13 protein-coding genes are annotated in these 17895 nt (G+C 64.3%); 5 read left to right on the top strand and 8 right to left on the bottom strand.

Annotated features, from left to right (window positions below; genetic code table 11):
* A complete protein-coding gene (locus L5014_RS02055; protein ID WP_238461904.1) occupies positions 1 to 1173 on the bottom strand; it encodes a 2-aminoethylphosphonate--pyruvate transaminase in 1173 nt (390 codons plus the stop codon).
* A gap of 290 nt (positions 1174 to 1463) precedes the next feature.
* Positions 1464 to 2339, bottom strand: a complete 876-nt coding sequence (locus L5014_RS02050) for a DeoR/GlpR family DNA-binding transcription regulator (RefSeq protein ID WP_238461903.1) — start codon at positions 2337 to 2339, stop codon at positions 1464 to 1466.
* A 298-nt stretch (positions 2340 to 2637) separates the two neighbouring features.
* Between L5014_RS02050 and L5014_RS02045 the strand changes: the two genes are divergently transcribed.
* Positions 2638 to 5118, top strand: a complete 2481-nt coding sequence (locus L5014_RS02045; protein WP_238461902.1) for a GcvT family protein — start codon at positions 2638 to 2640, stop codon at positions 5116 to 5118.
* Between the two features lie 242 nt (positions 5119 to 5360).
* Complete coding sequence (locus L5014_RS02040) at positions 5361 to 5879, top strand: aminoacyl-tRNA deacylase (protein ID WP_238461901.1); 519 nt, start codon at positions 5361 to 5363, stop codon at positions 5877 to 5879.
* A gap of 62 nt (positions 5880 to 5941) precedes the next feature.
* Here the strand turns inward: L5014_RS02040 and L5014_RS02035 are convergent, their stop codons facing one another.
* The 4 genes from L5014_RS02035 to L5014_RS02020 form a co-directional block, all read right to left on the bottom strand.
* A complete protein-coding gene (locus tag L5014_RS02035) occupies positions 5942 to 6958 on the bottom strand; it encodes an ABC transporter substrate-binding protein (RefSeq protein ID WP_420799996.1) in 1017 nt (338 codons plus the stop codon).
* A gap of 71 nt (positions 6959 to 7029) precedes the next feature.
* Complete coding sequence (locus L5014_RS02030; RefSeq protein WP_238461900.1) at positions 7030 to 8256, bottom strand: porin; 1227 nt, start codon at positions 8254 to 8256, stop codon at positions 7030 to 7032.
* A 103-nt stretch (positions 8257 to 8359) separates the two neighbouring features.
* Positions 8360 to 9688, bottom strand: coding sequence for an MFS transporter (locus L5014_RS02025; protein ID WP_238461899.1), 1329 nt, complete (start codon positions 9686 to 9688; stop codon positions 8360 to 8362).
* Positions 9689 to 9755: 67 nt separating this feature from the next.
* Complete coding sequence (locus tag L5014_RS02020; RefSeq protein ID WP_238461898.1) at positions 9756 to 10817, bottom strand: lactonase family protein; 1062 nt, start codon at positions 10815 to 10817, stop codon at positions 9756 to 9758.
* A gap of 124 nt (positions 10818 to 10941) precedes the next feature.
* On the opposite strand from L5014_RS02020, the gene acnA reads away from it, so the two are divergent.
* The 3 genes from acnA to L5014_RS02005 are packed head-to-tail and all read left to right on the top strand — an operon-like array spanning position 10942 to position 15269.
* Complete coding sequence (gene acnA, locus L5014_RS02015; protein WP_238461897.1) at positions 10942 to 13566, top strand: aconitate hydratase AcnA; 2625 nt, start codon at positions 10942 to 10944, stop codon at positions 13564 to 13566.
* 35 nt (positions 13567 to 13601) lie between these two features.
* Positions 13602 to 14495 (top strand): GntR family transcriptional regulator, encoded by an 894-nt coding sequence (locus L5014_RS02010; protein ID WP_238461896.1) that lies wholly within the window; start codon positions 13602 to 13604, stop codon positions 14493 to 14495.
* 21 nt (positions 14496 to 14516) lie between these two features.
* Positions 14517 to 15269, top strand: coding sequence for an ABC transporter substrate-binding protein (locus L5014_RS02005; protein WP_238461895.1), 753 nt, complete (start codon positions 14517 to 14519; stop codon positions 15267 to 15269).
* Between the two features lie 141 nt (positions 15270 to 15410).
* On the opposite strand, the gene L5014_RS02000 is transcribed toward L5014_RS02005, so the two are convergent.
* Both L5014_RS02000 and L5014_RS01995 read right to left on the bottom strand, forming a co-directional pair.
* On the bottom strand, positions 15411 to 16496 hold the full coding sequence (locus L5014_RS02000; RefSeq protein ID WP_238461894.1) for a porin: 1086 nt from the start codon (positions 16494 to 16496) through the stop codon (positions 15411 to 15413).
* A gap of 82 nt (positions 16497 to 16578) precedes the next feature.
* Entirely contained in the window at positions 16579 to 17829 is a 1251-nt protein-coding gene (locus tag L5014_RS01995; RefSeq protein WP_238461893.1) for an MFS transporter, read from the bottom strand.
* Positions 17830 to 17895 lie beyond the last annotated feature (66 nt).

The following is a 17895-nucleotide window of genomic DNA, read 5'->3' as shown; positions in this document are numbered from 1 at the left end:
TCAAGCGGTTTTCGCGACCGGACCGGCCGCACCTGCGCCGGCCACGCCCATTTCGTCCAGCACATCGCCGATCGCGGCGAGCGCGGCGCGCATCTCTTTCTCGCCGATGCGGCCGATACAGCCGATGCGGAACGAGTCGGCCACGGTGAGCTTGCCTGGGTAGATCACGTAGCCGCGTGCCTTGAGGCTCTCGTAGAACCGCGCGAAAACGAAGCGCGGGTCCTCGGGCATATGGAACGTGACGATGATGGGAGCCTGCAATGCGTCGGGCAGCAGCGGCTTGAAGCCGAGCGCGCGCATGCCTTCGAGCAGGATCTTGCAGTTGTTGCGATAGCGTCCGCCGCGTCCGGCCACGCCGCCTTCGGCGTCGAACTCATCGAGCGCCTGGTGAAACGCGACGATCACATGCGTGGGCGGCGTGAAGCGGTACTGGCTCGTCTTCTCCATGTTGACCCACTGTTCGTGCAGATCGAGCACGAGGGTCGTGGCGTTGCCCTGGGTGCGCGCGAGCGACTCGCGCCGGCAGATCACGAAGCCGAGTCCCGGCACGCCTTCGATGCACTTGTTCGACGACGCGGCGAGCGCATCGATATGCATGGTCTGCACGTCGAGCGGCAACGCGCCGAACGCGCTCATCGAATCGACGAGATAGCCCTTGCCGTACTTGTTAGCGAGTGCGCCAATCTTTGCGATGGGGTTCAGGATGCCCGAGGTGGTTTCGCAATGAATCGTGAACACATGCGTGATCGAGGGATTGCCTGCGAGCAGCGCCTCGACCTGCGCGAGATCGGGCGGCGTGTCCTCGGGCGTTTCATGAACGATGGTCTTGCGGCCCGCGATGTCGAGAATGCGCTTGGCGCGCTTGCCGTAGGCGCCGTTGATCAGCACCAGCACCTCGCCGTTCGCGGGCACGAAGGTGGTGAGCATCGCCTCCACCGCGAACGTGCCCGAGCCTTGCATCGGCACGGTCACCCAGCCGTCGGCGCCGTTGGCGATACCGGCGAGGCGCGTGAGCACCGAGCGGTTGATCTCGATGAAGTTCGCGTCGCGCGAGCCCCAGTCGTGAACCATTGCCGCCTTGACCGTGCGCGAGGTGGTGAGCGGGCCAGGGGTGAGCAGAAGCGGATCGCCAGTTTCGGAAGTGGCGGGCGGGCAAGACGTGGAAGCCGTCATGAGGTGTCTCCGTGAAGGTCGGTGCTGACACTACGTCGCTGCGTTGTTGAAGCCACTTTAGGCCTTGCAACAAAAACAGTCAATACGCCATAAATTGCCACATACCCAGGAGATATACGGATACGTCGGAGGTTTCCGGATCGGATGCGAATGGCACGTGGATGGAACGCGGGCGGCCAGCGGCGGCGCGCCTGGCGCGGGCGGAACGGGCGAGGCGGGGGAATCGAACAGCGGGGAAGAAGAGGCGGGCGGCGCGAGCCGCCCCGAAGCGAGGGAACTGCGAAGGTGCGTCAGCTTTGGCCGGTGGCGACGGTCACGCTCCACTGGTTCTGCGCGAAAACGCGGGCCATGCGCGCGGGCGGCGCCGCGTCGACGATCAGCCCGGCAATGTGCGGCACGGGGGCGATCCGGACCGGCGTGCCGTGCTCGAACTTGGTGTGGTCCGCGAGCACATAGACCTCCTTGCCGGCCTTCATCATCAGGTGGCGCTGCTCGGCGGCGAGCCGCGAGTAGTCGGTGAATTCCCCTTCGGGCGAGATGCCGCCCACGCCGAGGAACACGAGATCGCAGCGAAAATGCGCGAGCGCCGCCATCGTCTCGACGCCGAATGCGGCCTCGTCGTTGGGCTCGATGTCGCCGCCCAGCATGATGACCTTCACGCCAGGCGAGCGGCACAGCAGCAGCGCGATCGGCAGGCTGTTGGTGATCACCGTGAGGTCGCTATGGTTGGCGAGCGAGGCCGCGAGGCCGAGCGTGGTCGAGCCCGAGTCGATCAGCACGACCATGCCGTTGGTCACGAGGCGCGCCGCCGCCGCACCGATGGCCGCTTTGCCCATTGCGTTGGCCGCCTCGCGCGTGGCGAGCGATGGCTCGTCTTGCGGCCGCTTCGCGGCGCCGCCGTGGACGAGAGAGAGACGCCCCTGCTCGGCCAGCGTCTTCAGGTCGCGGCGAATGGTCTCGCGCGAAACCCCGAGCGTGGCCGACATGTCCGCGACGCTCACGGAGCCGCTCGCGTCGAGACTTTGCAGGATGTAGTCGATGCGGCCTACGGCAAGACGCCGGTTCAGCAGCACGGCCGGCGTAATGGGCGAAGCGGGCGCAATGGGTGGAGCGGGTGGAGCGGGCGCAACCGCAGAAGCGGGCGGCGCGGAGCGGTTATCGGCCATGGTGTCGGGTCTCGATCGAAGCCTGTTAAGTCACAAAATACCACAAAATGCCGCGAGCTTCGATGTGGCATGGCGCCCGCACGCTAAATGGCGCCGTGGGGATACGACAAAAATCCGTGCGCAGCCGATGTGAGGCACCTTGGAGGCCAACCAGCCCGTGCAAACGGGTGGACCGTAACGGCACCCGGCGGATACAGGCTATGTGGTTTTAATGTTGTTTTTTGTTGTTTTGTGTTGCATTCTTTGGCTTGCCATCCTTCCTCGCCACGCTATCTCCTTTCGCATCGAGGCCCATCCCATGTCCATCCCTGTTCCTGCGCATACCCAAGTCGTTATCGTCGGCGGCGGTATCGTCGGTTGTTCCGTTGCGTACCACCTCACGAAGCTCGGCTGGCGCGACGTCGTCCTGCTCGAGCAAGGCACGCTCTCGTGCGGTACGACGTGGCACGCGGCAGGCCTCGTTGGCCAGTTGCGCTCCCAGCAGAGCATGACCAGGCTGATTCGCTATTCGACGGCGCTCTACGCGGAGCTCGAAGCCGAGACGGGGCTGGCCACGGGCTGGAAGCAGTGCGGCTCGCTCTCGGTGGCGCGCACGCAGGAGCGGATGACGCAACTCAAGCGCACGGCGGCCTCCGCGCGGGCCTATGGCGTGGTTTGCGACGTGATCGGGCCGCGCGAGGCCGGCGAGCTATGGCCCGTGATGCGCACCGACGACCTGCTCGGCGCGGTCTGGCTGCCCGGCGACGGCAAGGCGAATCCGACCGACCTCACGCAATCGCTCGCGCGCGGAGCCCGGCAGCGCGGCGCGCGCATCGTCGAAAACACGCGCATCACCGCGGTTCATACCGCTGCGACGCCCGCTGGCCGCGCCGCCACCGGCGTTTCGTGGCGCAACAAGGACGGCGAGGAGGGCACGCTGCACGCGGAGATCGTCGTCAATTGCGCGGGGCAATGGGCGAAGGCGGTCGGGCGGATGTGCGGCGTGACCGTGCCGCTGCATTCGGCAGAGCATTACTACATCGTGACCGAGCGCATCGCGGGCGTGCATCCCGATCTGCCGGTCATGCGCGACCCGGACGGATTCATCTACTTCAAGGAGGAAGTGGGCGGTCTGGTGATGGGCGGCTTCGAGCCGAACGCGAAGCCGTGGGGCATGAACGGGATTCCCGAGAATTTCGAGTTCCAGTTGCTGCCCGACGATTGGGATCAGTTCGAAATCCTGATGGAAAACGCGCTGCAGCGCGTGCCCGCGCTCGAAACCGCGCAGATCCGCCAGTTCTACAACGGGCCGGAATCGTTCACGCCGGACAACAACTTTATCGTGGGCGAGGCGCCCGAATTACGGCGCTTCTTCGTGGGCGCCGGCTTCAACTCGATGGGCATCGCCTCGGCTGGCGGGGCGGGCATGGCGCTCGCGGAATGGATCGTCGCCGGCGAGCCGACCATGGACCTCTGGCCCGTCGACATTCGCCGCTTCGCGCGCTTCAACGGCAACGACACCTGGCTGCACGACCGCGTGAAGGAAACGCTCGGGCTGCACTATGCGATGCCGTGGCCGAACCGCGAACTCGACACGGCGCGACCGTTCCGCCGCTCGCCGCTCTACGCGGAACTCGCGGCCAACGGCGCGTGTTTCGGCAGCAAGATGGGCTGGGAGCGCGCGAACTTCTTCGCGCCGAGCCCGGCCGAGGCGCGCATCGACTATGCGTTTGGCCAGCAGAACTGGCTGCCGTGGAGCGGCGCGGAGCACCGCGCCTGCCGCGAAGGCGTCGCGCTGTTCGACATGACCTCGTTTGCGAAGCTGCTCGTCAAGGGACGCGATGCGCAAGCGGTGTTGCAGGAGATCGTCGCCAATGACGTGGCCGTGCCGGTGGGCTCCACCGTGTATTCAGGGTTGCTGAACGAACGCGGCACCTACGAATCGGATCTCACGCTCACGCGTCTCGCCGACGATCAATACCTCGTGGTGACGGGCTCCGCCCAGGCGACGCGCGATCTCGACTATCTGGAGAAAGCGATTGCGCAGGACAGGCATTGCGTGCTGGTGGACGTGACGAGCCAGTACGCGGTGCTCGCCGTGATGGGGCCGCAGTCGCGGGCGCTGCTGCAAAGCGTGTCGAAGGCGGACTGGAGCCCCGAGGCATTCCCGTTCGGGCAAAGCCGCGAGGTCGATATCGGCTACGCGACCGTGCGCGCGACGCGCCTCACCTATGTGGGCGAACTGGGCTGGGAACTGTACGTGCCGGTCGAGTTCGCGGTGGGGGTCTACGAGACCCTGCATGCAGCGGGCAAGGCGTTTGGGGTCGTCAACGGCGGGTACTACGCGATCGATTCGCTGCGGATCGAAAAAGGCTATCGCGCGTGGGGCCGCGAGCTTTCGCCCGATTGCAATCCCTTCGAGGCGGGGCTCGCGTTCGCGTGCAAGCTCGACAAGGACATTCCGTTTCGGGGCCGCGAAGCGCTCCTGCGCTTGCGCAATCAGCCGTTGCAGCGACGGCTCGTGGTGCTTACCGCCGAGGGCGCCAGCGACTGCATGCTGTGGGGCGGCGAGGCCATTTTGCGCGACGGCGAGGCGGTGGGCTCGGTCACGTCCGCGGCTTTCGGTCATACGCTTGGCTGCCCGGTCGCGATGGGCTTCGTCTCGCGCGAGGATGGCGCGGTAGACGCGGCGTGGCTCGCTGGCGGACGCTATGCGATCGATGTGGCCGGGGAGCAGATTCAGGCCACGGTGCATCTGAGTGCGCCGTACGATCCGCGCGCGTTGCGCGTGAAAAGCTGAACGGGTTTGGGGCAGCGAGGACAGGGCGCCTGATGTGGTGGTGCGAATGTCCTCTCAGCGGGCACGAACGATGCAGGCGACAAACCGTGCCAATGCAGAGGCGTATTCCCATGCCGCCGTGCCTCGTAGCGCCCACCGCACCGCGCCTCACCTGCCTCACTGTGCGTATTAGCCCCGAGTGACCTATTCTGGAGAGACACCGAAAGTTCGTTCCATTCCAGCTTTTCGACAGGAGGTGTGCCATGTCGATGTCGCCAACTTTGCAGGAGTGCCTGCGCAGCAAAGGTTCCCGCTACGAAATCGTGCGTCACCCCTACAGCCATTCCAGTATGGAAACGGCAGCGGCGGCGCATGTCCCGGGTGACCGTCTCGCGAAAACCGTGCTGCTGGAAGACGAGCACGGTTATGTGGCCGCCGTGCTGCCCTCGACCTACGCCGTGCAGCTCTCCGAGCTATGGAGCAAAACGGGCCGCAAGCTCGGGCTCGCCACGGAAGTCGAACTGCGCGAGCTGTTCAAGGACTGCGATGCGGGCGCGTTACCGCCGATCTGCATGGCTTATGGCATGAAAACCTACCTTGAAGCGAGCCTCGCGGGACAACCGGACGTCTACTTCGAGGCCGGCGACCACGAAGCGCTGATCCACATGGACGGCGATCAGTTTCTGGCGCTAATGGACGATGCCGAGCGCACGCATTTCTCGCGGCGCATGCGTGGTATGAGCGCCATGAGCGGCATGGGCAGCATGAGCGGACGGCAGTGAGGCGAGGGCCTGCGGCGAGCGGTTTCGACGATTGGCTGCCGCAGGCGCACGCGTTGCGCGGGTTAGTGCGCCGGTGCCGCGGCGACGTAGGCGTTCGTGTACGTGCGGCTCAAATCGATATGCTTCCCCTTGATCGCCGGATTAATCGCGGCTAGGACATGCAGGACGTTCTCGGGGCCGCCGGCGGGCATTTTCCCATCGGGCGTGTACATCGACAGGGTCGACTTCAGGGCCTGCACGTAAAGCGCTTTGTCGCCGCCGTAATAGTCCTTCGGCATCTGGTCGGCGATTTCGTCGGCGGAATGCGAATGAATGTACGCCATGGTGCGGGCGATCGCGTGCGCGAGACCCGCGGCCTGTTGCTTGTGCGAGGCCAGCCAGCCGGCATCCACGTAGAGCCCCGTGAACGGATAGATGCCGCCCAGCGCTTTTTGCGTGCCCTCGACCGTGCGCATGTCCACCATGACCGAGGCGTCGCCTTTCGCGAGGAGTCTCGATACGGTCGGCTCGGTTGTCATCCCTGCATCGATGCGGCGTTGCTGAACGGCGGCAATGAATGAATTGTCGGCGCCCACCGGCAGCGTCGAATATTGCTGCATTGCGATGCCGCTTTTCAGCGCCATATAGCGCGTCAGAAAGTCGGTCGAGGAACCGAGGCCCGTCACACCCAACGTCTTGCCCTTTGCGTCGGCCATGCTCTTCATGGGCGACCCCTTCGAGACCACCTCGACTTCGCCTGGAACCTGGAGGAACGTCGCGATCGAACACACCTCCTTGCCCTTGCTTTGCAGGTCGATCGTATGGTCATAGGCGCCGGCCACGGCCTGCACCGATCCTGAAAGCAGCTCGTTTTCTGCATCGACGCCGGAGGGCTGTGAGAGCAACTCGACCTGGAGCTTTTCGTCCTTGAAATAGCCGAGTTGATCGGCCAGTTTGACCGGCAGATAAATGAACTTCGAAATGCCGCCGACCATGATCGAAATGGTCGGGCTATCGCCGGCCCATGCAGGCGACATGCCAACGGCGCTGGCAATTGCAGCGGCAATGCAGCAAAGACGGGCTTTCGATACGCGGATCATGGGTGTCTCCTTGTTGAAGATTCTTCGAATGCGCTCGCCGGCCGCTTGTGACACAGCGAACGCACGGGCGCTCAAAACTTGTGACGGATGCCGATGCGCAAGGAAACCTGCTTGTCGGTGGCGGATGGCGTCAGACCTGTGATTTGCGCCACGGCGCTCTGGCCGAGCGAGTCCGTGCCGCTGGTCTTCTCGTAAACCGCGAGGGTATAGATATCTGTTCTTGCCGAGAGGAAATAATCGAGGCCTGCGCTGAACAAGTTGTAATTGGCGCCGCCTTTGCCGCCCGCGCCGCCATTGCGCGTGTAGTCATAGGCAACGCCGCCCAGCAGCGATGGCGTGATCTGATATTTGGCGTTGATTTCGACGTTATTGAATGCAGCGGTGCCTTTATAGTGCAGCGTATTCGGCCCGGACGCGGAGCCCATGTTTTCGAAACGCGTGTTCGAATACGCAAGGTTCACGTTGAGCGAGCCCAGCACCACGCCTGCGCCCACGCCGGCGATTTCGAGGTGGTTCGCCGATGCATAGCCTGCGAAGACAGGGTTGCTTTCCGGACTCGTCGGGCTGCCGAAGCTTCCGAGGTTGTTGGTGGTGGCAGGCCCCGCATTCGGGTTGGCGCCGAAGAACGAGGTGTTTGGATTGCGGATGTTCAGGTAGCCCGCGCCAATGGAAAACGGGCCATGCGCATACGACGCGCCGGCGCCCCAGATCCAGTTGCTCGAAAACGAGCCCGCCGTGCCGCCGAGATTCATCATCGCTTCCACGGTAAGCCCGCGATAATTGGCGCTGCGGAACTTGATCGAGTTGTTGATGCGCCGCGAATTGAGCGCGTTGTCCAGATCGCTCGGGTGCGAGCTCATATAGCCGCCCCATTGCGGCGCGGCAAGAAATGGCCCGTACATATCGACCACGGGGTCGTACTGGCGGCCCAGCGTGACGGTTCCCGCCGGGCTGCGCAAGCCCACGAACGCTTGCCGGCCGAACAGCGCGCCACCTTGATTGAGCGCGCCATTGTTGCTGTAGAGGCCGCTTTCGAGCACGAAAATCGTCTTCAGTCCGCCGCCCAGATCTTCGGTGCCGCGCAAGCCCCAGCGGCTGCCTTGCAGGCCGGCCGAGCCGCCTTCGATCATCGCGATTTGATGCGCGCCTTTGGGGGCTGCTGCGGTCTTTGCCGTCTGCACGTTGCTCGTGTAGTTAATCCCGCTGTCGATAATGCCGTAGAGCGTGACATTACTTTGTGCGTGTGCAAGACCGGCGACGCCATTCAGCACTACGAATGACAGTAGCGACTTCTTCATCAAATAATCTCCTCTGAAACGCATGGTGTTGGTGTGATGCTGTGTGATGTTTTTCCCGGCACGCGCCGGACTGCTGTCCGGCGACCGGGGTGTGACTCGATGGCTAGCGGCTTTGATTGGCGACGGCGCCGTGCGCTTCACTTGCGGGCTGCTCGTTGATGCGGATGAAGAACGTCATCAGGAACGAGAAGACCAGCAGCGCCGAGAGAAACAGCAGGCCCGGCGTCGCGCTCTGTCCCGAACCCTTGATATAGCCGATCGCAAACGGTCCCACGAAGCCGCCCAGATTGCCGACCGAATTGATGACGGCAATGGAGACGGCCGCGCTCGAACGGGTGAGGAACAGCGTAGGCAACGCCCAGAACGGCGACTTGAACGCGTAGAGTCCGGCCAGGCTCAAGCTGATCATCGCAATCGACACATAGGGGTTCGTCGCGAGCCCGGCGCCGAGCAGGGCCAGTGCCGCCACGCCCAGCGGAATCGCCGAATGCAGGCGCCGTTCGTTGCGGCGGTCCGAGCTGCGCGACCACAACACCATCGCAATCGTTGCGACGAGGTACGGCACCATCGCGATGAGCCCGACCTGCGTGTGGGTGAGCGTCTTCGAGAATCCCTTGATGATCTGCGGCATCCAGTAACCCACGCCCAGGCTGCCGCACTGGTAGACGAAATAAATGAACGATAGATACAGCACCTTCGGATTGGTCATCGCCTTGAGCGAGCCGATGTGCTTCACGTTGGGCCGGGCCTTGCGGTCATTGGCGAGTTCGTTGAGCAGCCAGTCGCGCTCCGCGGGCTTGAGCCACTTTGCGTCGGCGGGCTTGTCGGTGAGCCACGCGAAGCACAGCACGCCGCCGATCAAGGCCGGCACGCCTTCGAGCACGAGCATCCAGCGCCATCCGCTCCAGTGCAGCCAGTGAACGTTGTCCATCACCCACGTGCTCAGCGGCGCGCCGATGATGTACGAGACCGGAATCGCCGCCGTGAAGAGCGCGACCGTCGTTGCGAGTTCCCTGGCGCGGAACCAGTAAGTGAGGTAGACGATGATGCCGGGAAAGAAGCCGGCCTCGGCCACGCCCAGCAAGAAGCGCAGGACATAGAGCTGCGTGGCGTTCTGTACGAACGCGGAGCCCACCGAAACCATGCTCCATGTCACGAGAATGCGGGCGATCCAGACGCGTGCGCCATATTTGTTGAGCATGACATTGCTTGGCACTTCGAATAAAAAATAGCCGATGAAGAAGATGCCCGAGGCAAAGCCGAAGGCTTCGCTCGTCAACGCCAGCTCGTGATTCATCTGCAGCGCCGCGTAGCCGATGTTCGCGCGGTCGATATACGAAATCACATAGAGGATGAAGACGAACGGAATGATGCGCCAGGCGATCTTGCGCACGAGGGCGCGTTCGTCAATGACAGTGGTCGTGTCTTGCATGGATGTCTCCACCGGCGCCCAGATGCGCCGGTTCGTGCGTGATTCGAGAATGAGTCAAAAATGAGCGTCAGGGCTGGAATGGCAAAAACACCATGCAGACCGGGCTGCCCGAACTCGCGACAAAGCCGGTGGGCGAAAGGCGGCCCGATTGCGCGTCGATCGAGAACGCGACGATGGTGTCGCTGTCTTCGTTGAGGGCGTACATGAAGCGGCCGTCCGGCGTGCTCGCGATGAAGCGCGGCGTCTTGCCGAGGGTGGGCTCGGCGCTTACGAAGCGCAGGTGGCCGGTCGCGGGATCGATGCTGAATACCGCGATGCTGTCGTCGCCGCGATTGGACGCATAGACGAAGCGCCCACCGCGATCCACTTCGATTTCCGCGGCGCGGCTGTTGCCGGTGCAGGTGTCGGGCAGGGTCGACAGTACTTGCAGCGGGGCGAGCGCGCCGCTGGCCGCGTCGTAGCGATACGTCGCGACGGTCGAGTCGAGCTCGTTGACGACCCACGCGTGGCGACCATCGGGGTGAAAGGCAATGTGGCGTGGTCCCGCGCCTTCGCGCGAGACCACGAACGGAGAATCGGCTGGCGCGAGCTGGCCGTTTTCGAAGCGGAACGAAAACGTGCGATCGAGACCCTTGTCCGGCACGATCACGAAACGGCCGCTGGGATCGAACGGATTGAAGTGCGGCTTGGCCTGCTGCTGCTCGACGCGGTGCGGCCCGACTGGGCCTTCCAGATGCACGAGTTGCGCGACGGGCTCGAGCGAACCGTCGGCGGCGACAGGCAGCACCGCGAGGCTCGCGCTGATGTGATTGGCAACGATCACATAGCGCCCGGTCGGATCGATCGCGAGGTGCACGGGGTTCTTGCCCCCGGTGCTCTGCCGGTTGAGGAACGTGAGCTTGCCGCTCGTCTTGTCCACCTTGAACGCGCTGATGTCGCTCAGATCGCCGTGCACGGCATAAAGGCGCTCGCCGTTGTGGCTCAGCGCGAGAAACGACGGGTTGACGAGGTCCTTGACGAGTTCGACGAGCGTCAGCGCGCCGGTCCGCGTATCGACCTGGAAGACGCTGATGCCATCGCCGCGGGCGTTCCGTTCGCGCGTGGTGCGCGAGCCGACATAAGCAAACATGGGTTGAATTCCTTTCAAAACAGGGTAGTACAGGCCGTTTCAGCCGTGCGTGCCGACAACGGTCTTGCTGCTCGGGTTTTCACTATGATTGCATTTTTACTTAGAAAAATGCAAAAATACAGTCATGGAAAACACTGACACCCCCCTGATCGGCAGCCTGGACGTCTGCGGCGTCCCGCTGCGCTACGTGGATCTGCCTGCGATGTTCGGCGCGGCGCTGCACGAGTTGCCCGTCGTGCTGCGGTTGCTGCTCGAAAACGTGATCCGCAACACCGATGGCGAAGAGCGCGCGCAGGCCGTTGCGGCAATCCTCGCGTGGCGCGAGCGCGCCACCAGCGAGCACGAAATCGCGTTTCAGCCCAATCGCGTGCTGATGCACGACACGACGAGCACGCCAGCACTGGTCGACATCGCCGCGATGCGCGACGCGCTTGCGGAAGCCGGCGCCGATCCCGCCGCGCTGAACCCCGTGCTGCCGGTCGATTCGTCGGTGGATCATTCGCTTGCGGTCGAAGCGTTTGGCCGGCCCGAGGCGGCTTCGGAGAACCTCTCGCTCGAATTGCGCCGCAACGCCGAGCGCTACCGCTTCCTGCGCTGGGCGGCGCGCTCGCTCACGGGCGTGCGCATCCATCCGCCGGGCACGGGAATCATGCATACGATCAATCTCGAGCAACTCGCGACGGTGGTGACGCGCGTCACGCGCGAGGGAGCAGAGTGGGCCGTGCCCGACACGATGATCGGCACGGACAGCCACACGCCGATGATCAATGGCATCGGCGTGCTCGGCTGGGGTGTGGGGGGACTCGAAGCGCAGACGGTGATGTTCGGCATGCCGGTGATGCAGCGCATTCCCGATGTGATCGGCGTGCGTCTCACGGGCGCGTTGCAGCCGGGCGTGCTCGCCACGGATCTCGCGCTCACGGTTACGCAGCGGTTGCGCGCGATCGGGGTGTCGGGCGAGTTCGTCGAATTCTTCGGGCCGGGCGTCGCGACCTTGAGCGCGGGCGAACGCGCCGTGGTGGCGAACATGGCGCCCGAGTACGGCGCCGCCACGGGTTTCTTCCCCGTGGACACGCACACGCTCGACTATCTGCGCGAGACCCATCGCGCGCCAGACGCCGTGCAACTCGTCGAGGCGTTCATGCGCGCCGCGGGCCTGTGGTTCGACCCCGAGGCCACGCCGCGCTACACGCGCACGATCGAGATCGATCTTGCGAGCATCGGCATGCACGTGGCCGGGCCGCGCCGTCCGCAAGACCTGCTCGATTACACGGCGCTGCCCGCCGCGCTGTCGAAGCTGGAATTCCGGCCAAAGACGCCGCATGCAACGATGCCGCGCCATCCCGTCGCGATCGCGGCCATCACGAGTTGCACGAATACGTCGGATCCCGCGCTGCTGATCGCGGCGGGTCTCGTCGCCCGCAAGGCGCGCGCGAAGGGGCTTGCGGTGCCCGCATGGATCAAGACGTCGCTCGCGCCAGGATCGCCGGCTGCCGCTTCGTATCTCGCGCGCGCCGGTTTGATCGACGACCTCTCGGCCGTGGGCTTCGACATCGTGGGCTACGGCTGCACGACCTGCATCGGCAATTCGGGGCCGCTGACCGAGCCGGTCTGCGCGGCACAGGCCGAAGGCAGAATCTATCCGGTGGCGGTGCTTTCGGGCAACCGCAATTTCGCGGGGCGCATTCATCCCGATCTCGACCTCGGCTTCATCATGTCGCCGCCGCTCGTGATCGCGCTCGCGCTCGCGGGCAATGCCGAAATCGACTTGAGCCGGGAGCCCGTGCAGCGCGCGGCGGACGGCACACCGGTCTGGCTGCGCGAACTGTGGCCCACGCGCGAGGAAGTGGCCGCGCTCGTGGCCCGGTCGACCGATCCCGAGGACTATCCGCGCGCGTTCGCCGTGGCGAGCCGCAATCCCGCATGGCACGAACTGGACGCGCCAACCTCCGCACGCTTTCCGTGGGATCCGGCCTCGACGGCATTGCGCCGCCCGCCGTTCGCCGCGCTGGAGCAGGGCAGCCAGCTCGGCCACTATCGTGCGCATCCGCTGCTCGTGCTCGGCGACGACGTCACCACCGATCACATCTCGCCGGCCAGCGCGATCCCGAAGGAGAGCTTCGTTGCCGATTTTCTCGTCTCGCGCGGCGACGACCGCAACGACCTGAACGTGTTCGCTTCGCGGCGCGGCAACTGGGAAGTGATGATGCGCGCGGCGTTCTACAGCAAGACGCTTGTGAACTGCCTGAAGCCCGGCATGCCGGTCGCGCATACGCTGCATGTGCCGAGCGGCGAGGTGCTGCCGATCTTCGAAGCCGCGCAACGCTATGCCGAAGCCGGCGACGCCGTCGTGCTGGTGGCGGGCGAGCGCTACGGCACGGGCTCCTCGCGCGACTGGGCGGCGAAGGGCCAGCGCCTGCTCGGCATTCGCGCGGTGCTGGCCGCGAGCTTCGAGCGCATCCATCGCTCGAACCTCATCGGCATGGGCATCCTGCCGCTGCGCTTCGCGCCCGGCACCCACCCGGATACGCTCGTGCTTGGCCCGGGTGATATGCTCGAAGTCCACGCGGATGCCGCCACGATCGCGCCGCGCTGCACGGTGCCGGTGCGCATCGTGCGCGCCGATGGCCGAATCGACGCCATCGACGTGCGCGCGGCCGTGGAGACGCAGCTCGAATGCGCGCTGCTGCGCTCGGGCGGCGTGATTCCGCTGATCCTGCAAAAAACACTCGCGAACGGGGGCGTCTGACTGAAACCCTTGCGTCGCGCGGCTGGCTGACTGAAATGATTGACCGATCCATTGCGACCCAGATTGTCGAGCTGATCAAAAACGAAGGACTCGAGGCCGGCGCGCATCTGCCCGCGCAGATGCTCGCCGACCGGCTGCGCGTGTCGCGCTCGCCGGTGAACGAAGCGCTCGCGCTGCTGCACGACAAAGGCGTGCTCAGGCGCGAGAAGAATCGCGGCTTCTTCGTGGCGCGGCCCCTGGTCGAGGCGCTTTCGGATGTGGTGGAGGAACTGGGCCTGGGCGAGACCGACCTCATTACGAGTGTGTACTTCCAGATTGCCGACGACCGCCTCAAGGGCGAATTGCCCGACGTGTTTTCCGAGCAGTTGATCCGCACGCGCTATGGCTTGACGGGCGCGCAACTGAACGCGGTGCTTAGCCGGATCGCGCAAGAAGGCTGGGCGGAGCGCAAGCCCGGCTATGGCTGGGAGTTTTCGCCGATGCTCACCACGCCCGACAGCCTGCTCAAGTCGTACCGCCTGCGTCTCGCGCTGGAGCCCGCCGCGCTGCTCGAACCCGGCTACCGGCTCGAGCGCAAGGTGCTGGAGCGCTGCCGCGAAGTGGAAAAACATCTGCTGGCGGGCGGCATTGAAACCGACACCGCGGATCAATTGCACGAACGCGGCGTGCGCTTTCACGAGTCGCTGGTCGAGGCCTCGGGCAACAGCTTTTTCATCGACACGATCCGCCGCGTGAACCGCGTGCGCCGCCTGCTTTCGTATCGTTCGATGCAGCATCGCGAACGCTACGCCGAACATGCAAAGCAGCATCTGCATGTGCTCGAACTGCTCGAGCGTGAGCGCAACGAGGAGGCGTCCGAGGAACTGCGCCAGCACTTGCTGCATACGCTCGATGCGCTCGCGCGCATCCGCGAAATTTTCGAACCCTGACTAGCGCAAAGCCGAAAAATCATGAACATCGATTCCACCCTCGTCGAAACATTCGCGCCCACGGGCACGTTGCGCGCGTCCATCAACCTCGGCAATCCCATCCTTGCGAATCGCGACCCGGCTTCGGGCGAAGCGTTCGGCGTTTCCGTCGATCTCGCGCGGGCTTTCGCGCAGCATCTCGGCGTGCCGCTCGAACTCGTGGTGCTCGACACGGCGGGCAAATCGGTGGAAGCCGTGAGCGAGGAGCGTGCCGATTTCGGTTTCTTTGCCGTCGATCCCAAGCGCGGCGAGACGATCGCGTTCACCGAACCTTACGTGCTGATCGAAGGGTTCTATATGGTGCGCGACGCGTCGCCCGTGCGGACCAACGCGGAAGTGGACCAGCCGCACAATCGCGTCGCGGTCGGCAAGGGCAGTGCTTACGATCTCTTTCTCACGCGCGAGTTGAAGGCCGCCCAAATCGTGCGCGCGCCTTCGTCGCCCACGGTCGTGCAAACGTTCCTCGAACAAGGGCTGGAAGTGGCGGCGGGCGTGAAGCAGCAACTCGAAGCGGATGCGCGCAAGTCGCCGGGGCTACGTTTGCTGGGCGAGCGCTTTATGGTGATTCGCCAGGCGATGGGCGTCGCGAAGAGCAGGGGGCCGCGCGCCGCCGCCGCGCTTGGTGAATTCGTCGAGGCGATGAAGGCGTCGGGATTAGTGGAGGAGGCGCTCGCGCGCCATGGAATCGAGGGCGCTTCGGTCGCGCCTGCTGCAGGCGTGCAGGTTACTCGGTAGTGGGTTTTGCTTTTTTGCTTTTTCGCGTTTCCTTGTGTTCGTGTCGGTCTGCTAGTGTTGCCCCTGTGCGGGGCGGCACTAGCAGACCGACACGAACACAAGGAAACGCGACAAACCCAGACACCGAAAAAACCCAAGGCCCTAAAACATATGCACAATGCCGACCGCAATCGCGAGTTGATTGGCGCCCGTTGCGACCGGTGTCGTCGATCCTGTCGCGCTGAGCGCGGACTTCGAACTGTTGATCACGTAGGTCGCGTCGGTATAGAGCGCGGTGCTCTTGGACAGCCAGTAATCCGCATTCACGCCTGAACTGAGCGCGTGGGCGGATATGTGCCGATACGAGTGATAGTACGAAGCCGCCGACACTTGAAACGACGGCGTGATCTTGTATCGCACGCCGCCATACGCCATGTACTGCGGCGGCGATGCTTCCAGCGTGGCGGCGATATTGTTGAGCAACAGCTCATAGCCGCCGTAGAGCGTGGCGTTGCCGATCTGCCAGGAGCCGCCCGCAACATAACGGCGCTCGTCGTCGCTCGAAGACGCGAGGGTCTGGCCTTGCCGCTGCTCGTAGACAAACGTCAGGTTGAACGCACCCTGCCGATAGCGGGCGCCGACGTCATACTGTTTTCCCACCCGAAACGCGCCCGGCACTTGCGAGCCGTTGGGCACCGTGGAATCGTAGCCGAAGCTGTAAAGGGCATTGAATTCGAACGGGCCGACATGCCCCAGGTAGTCGAGCGCGTTGTCGGCGCGTCCCACGAACTGCGCATCCTGGGCGGGCAGGCCGTAGCTCGAGTAGGCGAGCGGATCGAGCGCGAGAAAGTAGCGGTACATCGGCGTCATCTGCCGGCCCGCCATCACCGAGCCGAACCGGTCCGACTCGAGGCCCACGAAGGCCTGGCGGCCAAAGAGCCGGCCGCCTTGCTGCAAGGTCCCGTTGTTCATCGCAATGCCGGATTCGAGGGTAAAGATGGACCGCAGGCCGCCACCGAGATCCTCTTTGCCGGTCAAGCCCCAGCGCGAATTGATGCGGTTGCCCGTATTCAGCCGGAAGAGACTTCCTTGCCCTTTCTTCGCAGCGTGGCTCACGTATTCGACGCCGGAATCGAGAATGCCGTAAAGCGTGATCGAGGACTGCGCATGCGCGACATTGTTCACGGTCCCGCCCGCGCCCAGGATGAGCAGCCCGCCTATTGCCCTGCTCATGCGATTCGATTTCATGCTGTCTCCAGTTTTAATAATAGTCGTACTAAATATATGAATGACGGCAAGCACGTCGTGCGTTGCCGGGCGATGCGTCCTGCTATTCGCGGGAAATATGCTTGCTGACGAAGAACATGGCAGCCATGCCGATCACGGGGCCAATGGCGAGTGTGAGCAGCGCAAGCATGAATGAATGCGTGCCGCCATAAACATGGCCCACGGCGAGCGGCGAAACCACGCTGCCCATTTGCCAGATCGCGTTGGTCCAGCCCGCGGCAGCACCGGCCAGACGTTTGCCCGAAGCGTCGCTGATCTGCGCCATCAGAACCGGCAGGTAGCCGTACGAGAAGGCGCCCAGGACCGGGGCGATCAGATAGAACTGCGCGGTCGTCGAGCAGGCGCCGAAGATCAGCAGCGTGATGGTGAAGGCAAGCAGGCAGAGAATCGAAATAAGCTTGCGCGACACGCCGGGAAGGTCGGAAATCCAGCCAAGGACCGGCTTGGCAATGACCGCGCCAATCCCGAACGACGCAACGATGGAGCCGGCCACCACGGGCGAGATGCCATATTGGCGGGTCATCAGCGCATTGCCCCACGCGCCGAATCCCACGGTCGCCCACAGACCGCCGCAGCCTGCGATCGCGAGCACGATCAGATTGCGGTTGCGCAGCAGGCCGAGCATCTCCGTCGCGCTGTTGCGTGCCGGCGGTTGATCCTGGGTGGGGCGGTTCTTCAGGAAGAGCAGGGAGACGATGCCCCATGCAACCGTGATGCCGCCCAGCATGCGAAAGGCGTTGGACCAGCCGTGCTGCGCGGAGAACGACGGGACGATCGCGTTTGCGAGCACGACGGCCAGCGACGTCGCCGTGGTGTAGATGCCCATCGCACGGCCCCGGTCGCGCACGAACCAGGCAGGAATGATCTTCATGCCGGCCGAATAGTCGGCGCCTGCGGCAAAGCCCATCGCAAGCTGTATGACGATCCCCATCGTGAGCGAGCGGGTATCGCCGAAGTAGAACGTGAAGACGCCGAGCGGCAGCAGGGCCAGCGTCATCATCGCGCGGCCGCCGAGCAGGTCGGTGAGAATGCCGCCAATCACATTCGCGATGACGTAGCCCGAGTAGAACGCCGTCACGAACGCGCCGAGCATCGCGACGCTGAGGCCGAGCGACGCGCCCACGGGCGCGGCCACCGTACTCCATGCAACACGATCCACGTAGCTGAGCAGAAAGGCCGCCCAGACGATGAACAGGGCAATCCAGCGGTAGGCGCCGGCCTGCGTGGCCGCCGCGTTTTGCTCCGACCAGACGCCATACGTTGCGTCGCCTGACGACGCGAGATCTTTCTCCATGACTCCTCCGATGCGGGGCGCAAATGGGCGCCCCTTTTATATTCCGGCCTGCTCTGGCCTGTTATT

The sequence above is a fragment of the Paraburkholderia tagetis genome (assembly GCF_022213065.1).
Classification (GTDB): Bacteria; Pseudomonadota; Gammaproteobacteria; order Burkholderiales; family Burkholderiaceae; genus Paraburkholderia; species Paraburkholderia tagetis.
The sequence above is the reverse complement of the archived record's forward strand: the minus strand, read 5'-3'. Positions and strand labels throughout refer to the sequence as shown.

Excerpts from the sequence above, each read along its gene's own strand:
- L5014_RS02005 (WP_238461895.1), top strand. The coding sequence starts at position 14,517 with ATGAACATCGATTCCACCCTCGTCGAAACATTCGCGCCCACGGGCACG.
- L5014_RS02000 (WP_238461894.1), bottom strand. The coding sequence starts at position 16,496 with ATGAAATCGAATCGCATGAGCAGGGCAATAGGCGGGCTGCTCATCCTG.
- L5014_RS01995 (WP_238461893.1), bottom strand. The coding sequence starts at position 17,829 with ATGGAGAAAGATCTCGCGTCGTCAGGCGACGCAACGTATGGCGTCTGG.
- L5014_RS02020 (WP_238461898.1), bottom strand. The coding sequence starts at position 10,817 with ATGTTTGCTTATGTCGGCTCGCGCACCACGCGCGAACGGAACGCCCGC.
- L5014_RS02010 (WP_238461896.1), top strand. The coding sequence starts at position 13,602 with ATGATTGACCGATCCATTGCGACCCAGATTGTCGAGCTGATCAAAAAC.
- L5014_RS02045 (WP_238461902.1), top strand. The coding sequence starts at position 2,638 with ATGTCCATCCCTGTTCCTGCGCATACCCAAGTCGTTATCGTCGGCGGC.
- L5014_RS02025 (WP_238461899.1), bottom strand. The coding sequence starts at position 9,688 with ATGCAAGACACGACCACTGTCATTGACGAACGCGCCCTCGTGCGCAAG.
- L5014_RS02035 (WP_420799996.1), bottom strand. The coding sequence starts at position 6,958 with ATGATCCGCGTATCGAAAGCCCGTCTTTGCTGCATTGCCGCTGCAATT.
- L5014_RS02050 (WP_238461903.1), bottom strand. The coding sequence starts at position 2,339 with ATGGCCGATAACCGCTCCGCGCCGCCCGCTTCTGCGGTTGCGCCCGCT.
- L5014_RS02040 (WP_238461901.1), top strand. The coding sequence starts at position 5,361 with ATGTCGATGTCGCCAACTTTGCAGGAGTGCCTGCGCAGCAAAGGTTCC.
- L5014_RS02055 (WP_238461904.1), bottom strand. The coding sequence starts at position 1,173 with ATGACGGCTTCCACGTCTTGCCCGCCCGCCACTTCCGAAACTGGCGAT.
- acnA (WP_238461897.1), top strand. The coding sequence starts at position 10,942 with ATGGAAAACACTGACACCCCCCTGATCGGCAGCCTGGACGTCTGCGGC.
- L5014_RS02030 (WP_238461900.1), bottom strand. The coding sequence starts at position 8,256 with ATGAAGAAGTCGCTACTGTCATTCGTAGTGCTGAATGGCGTCGCCGGT.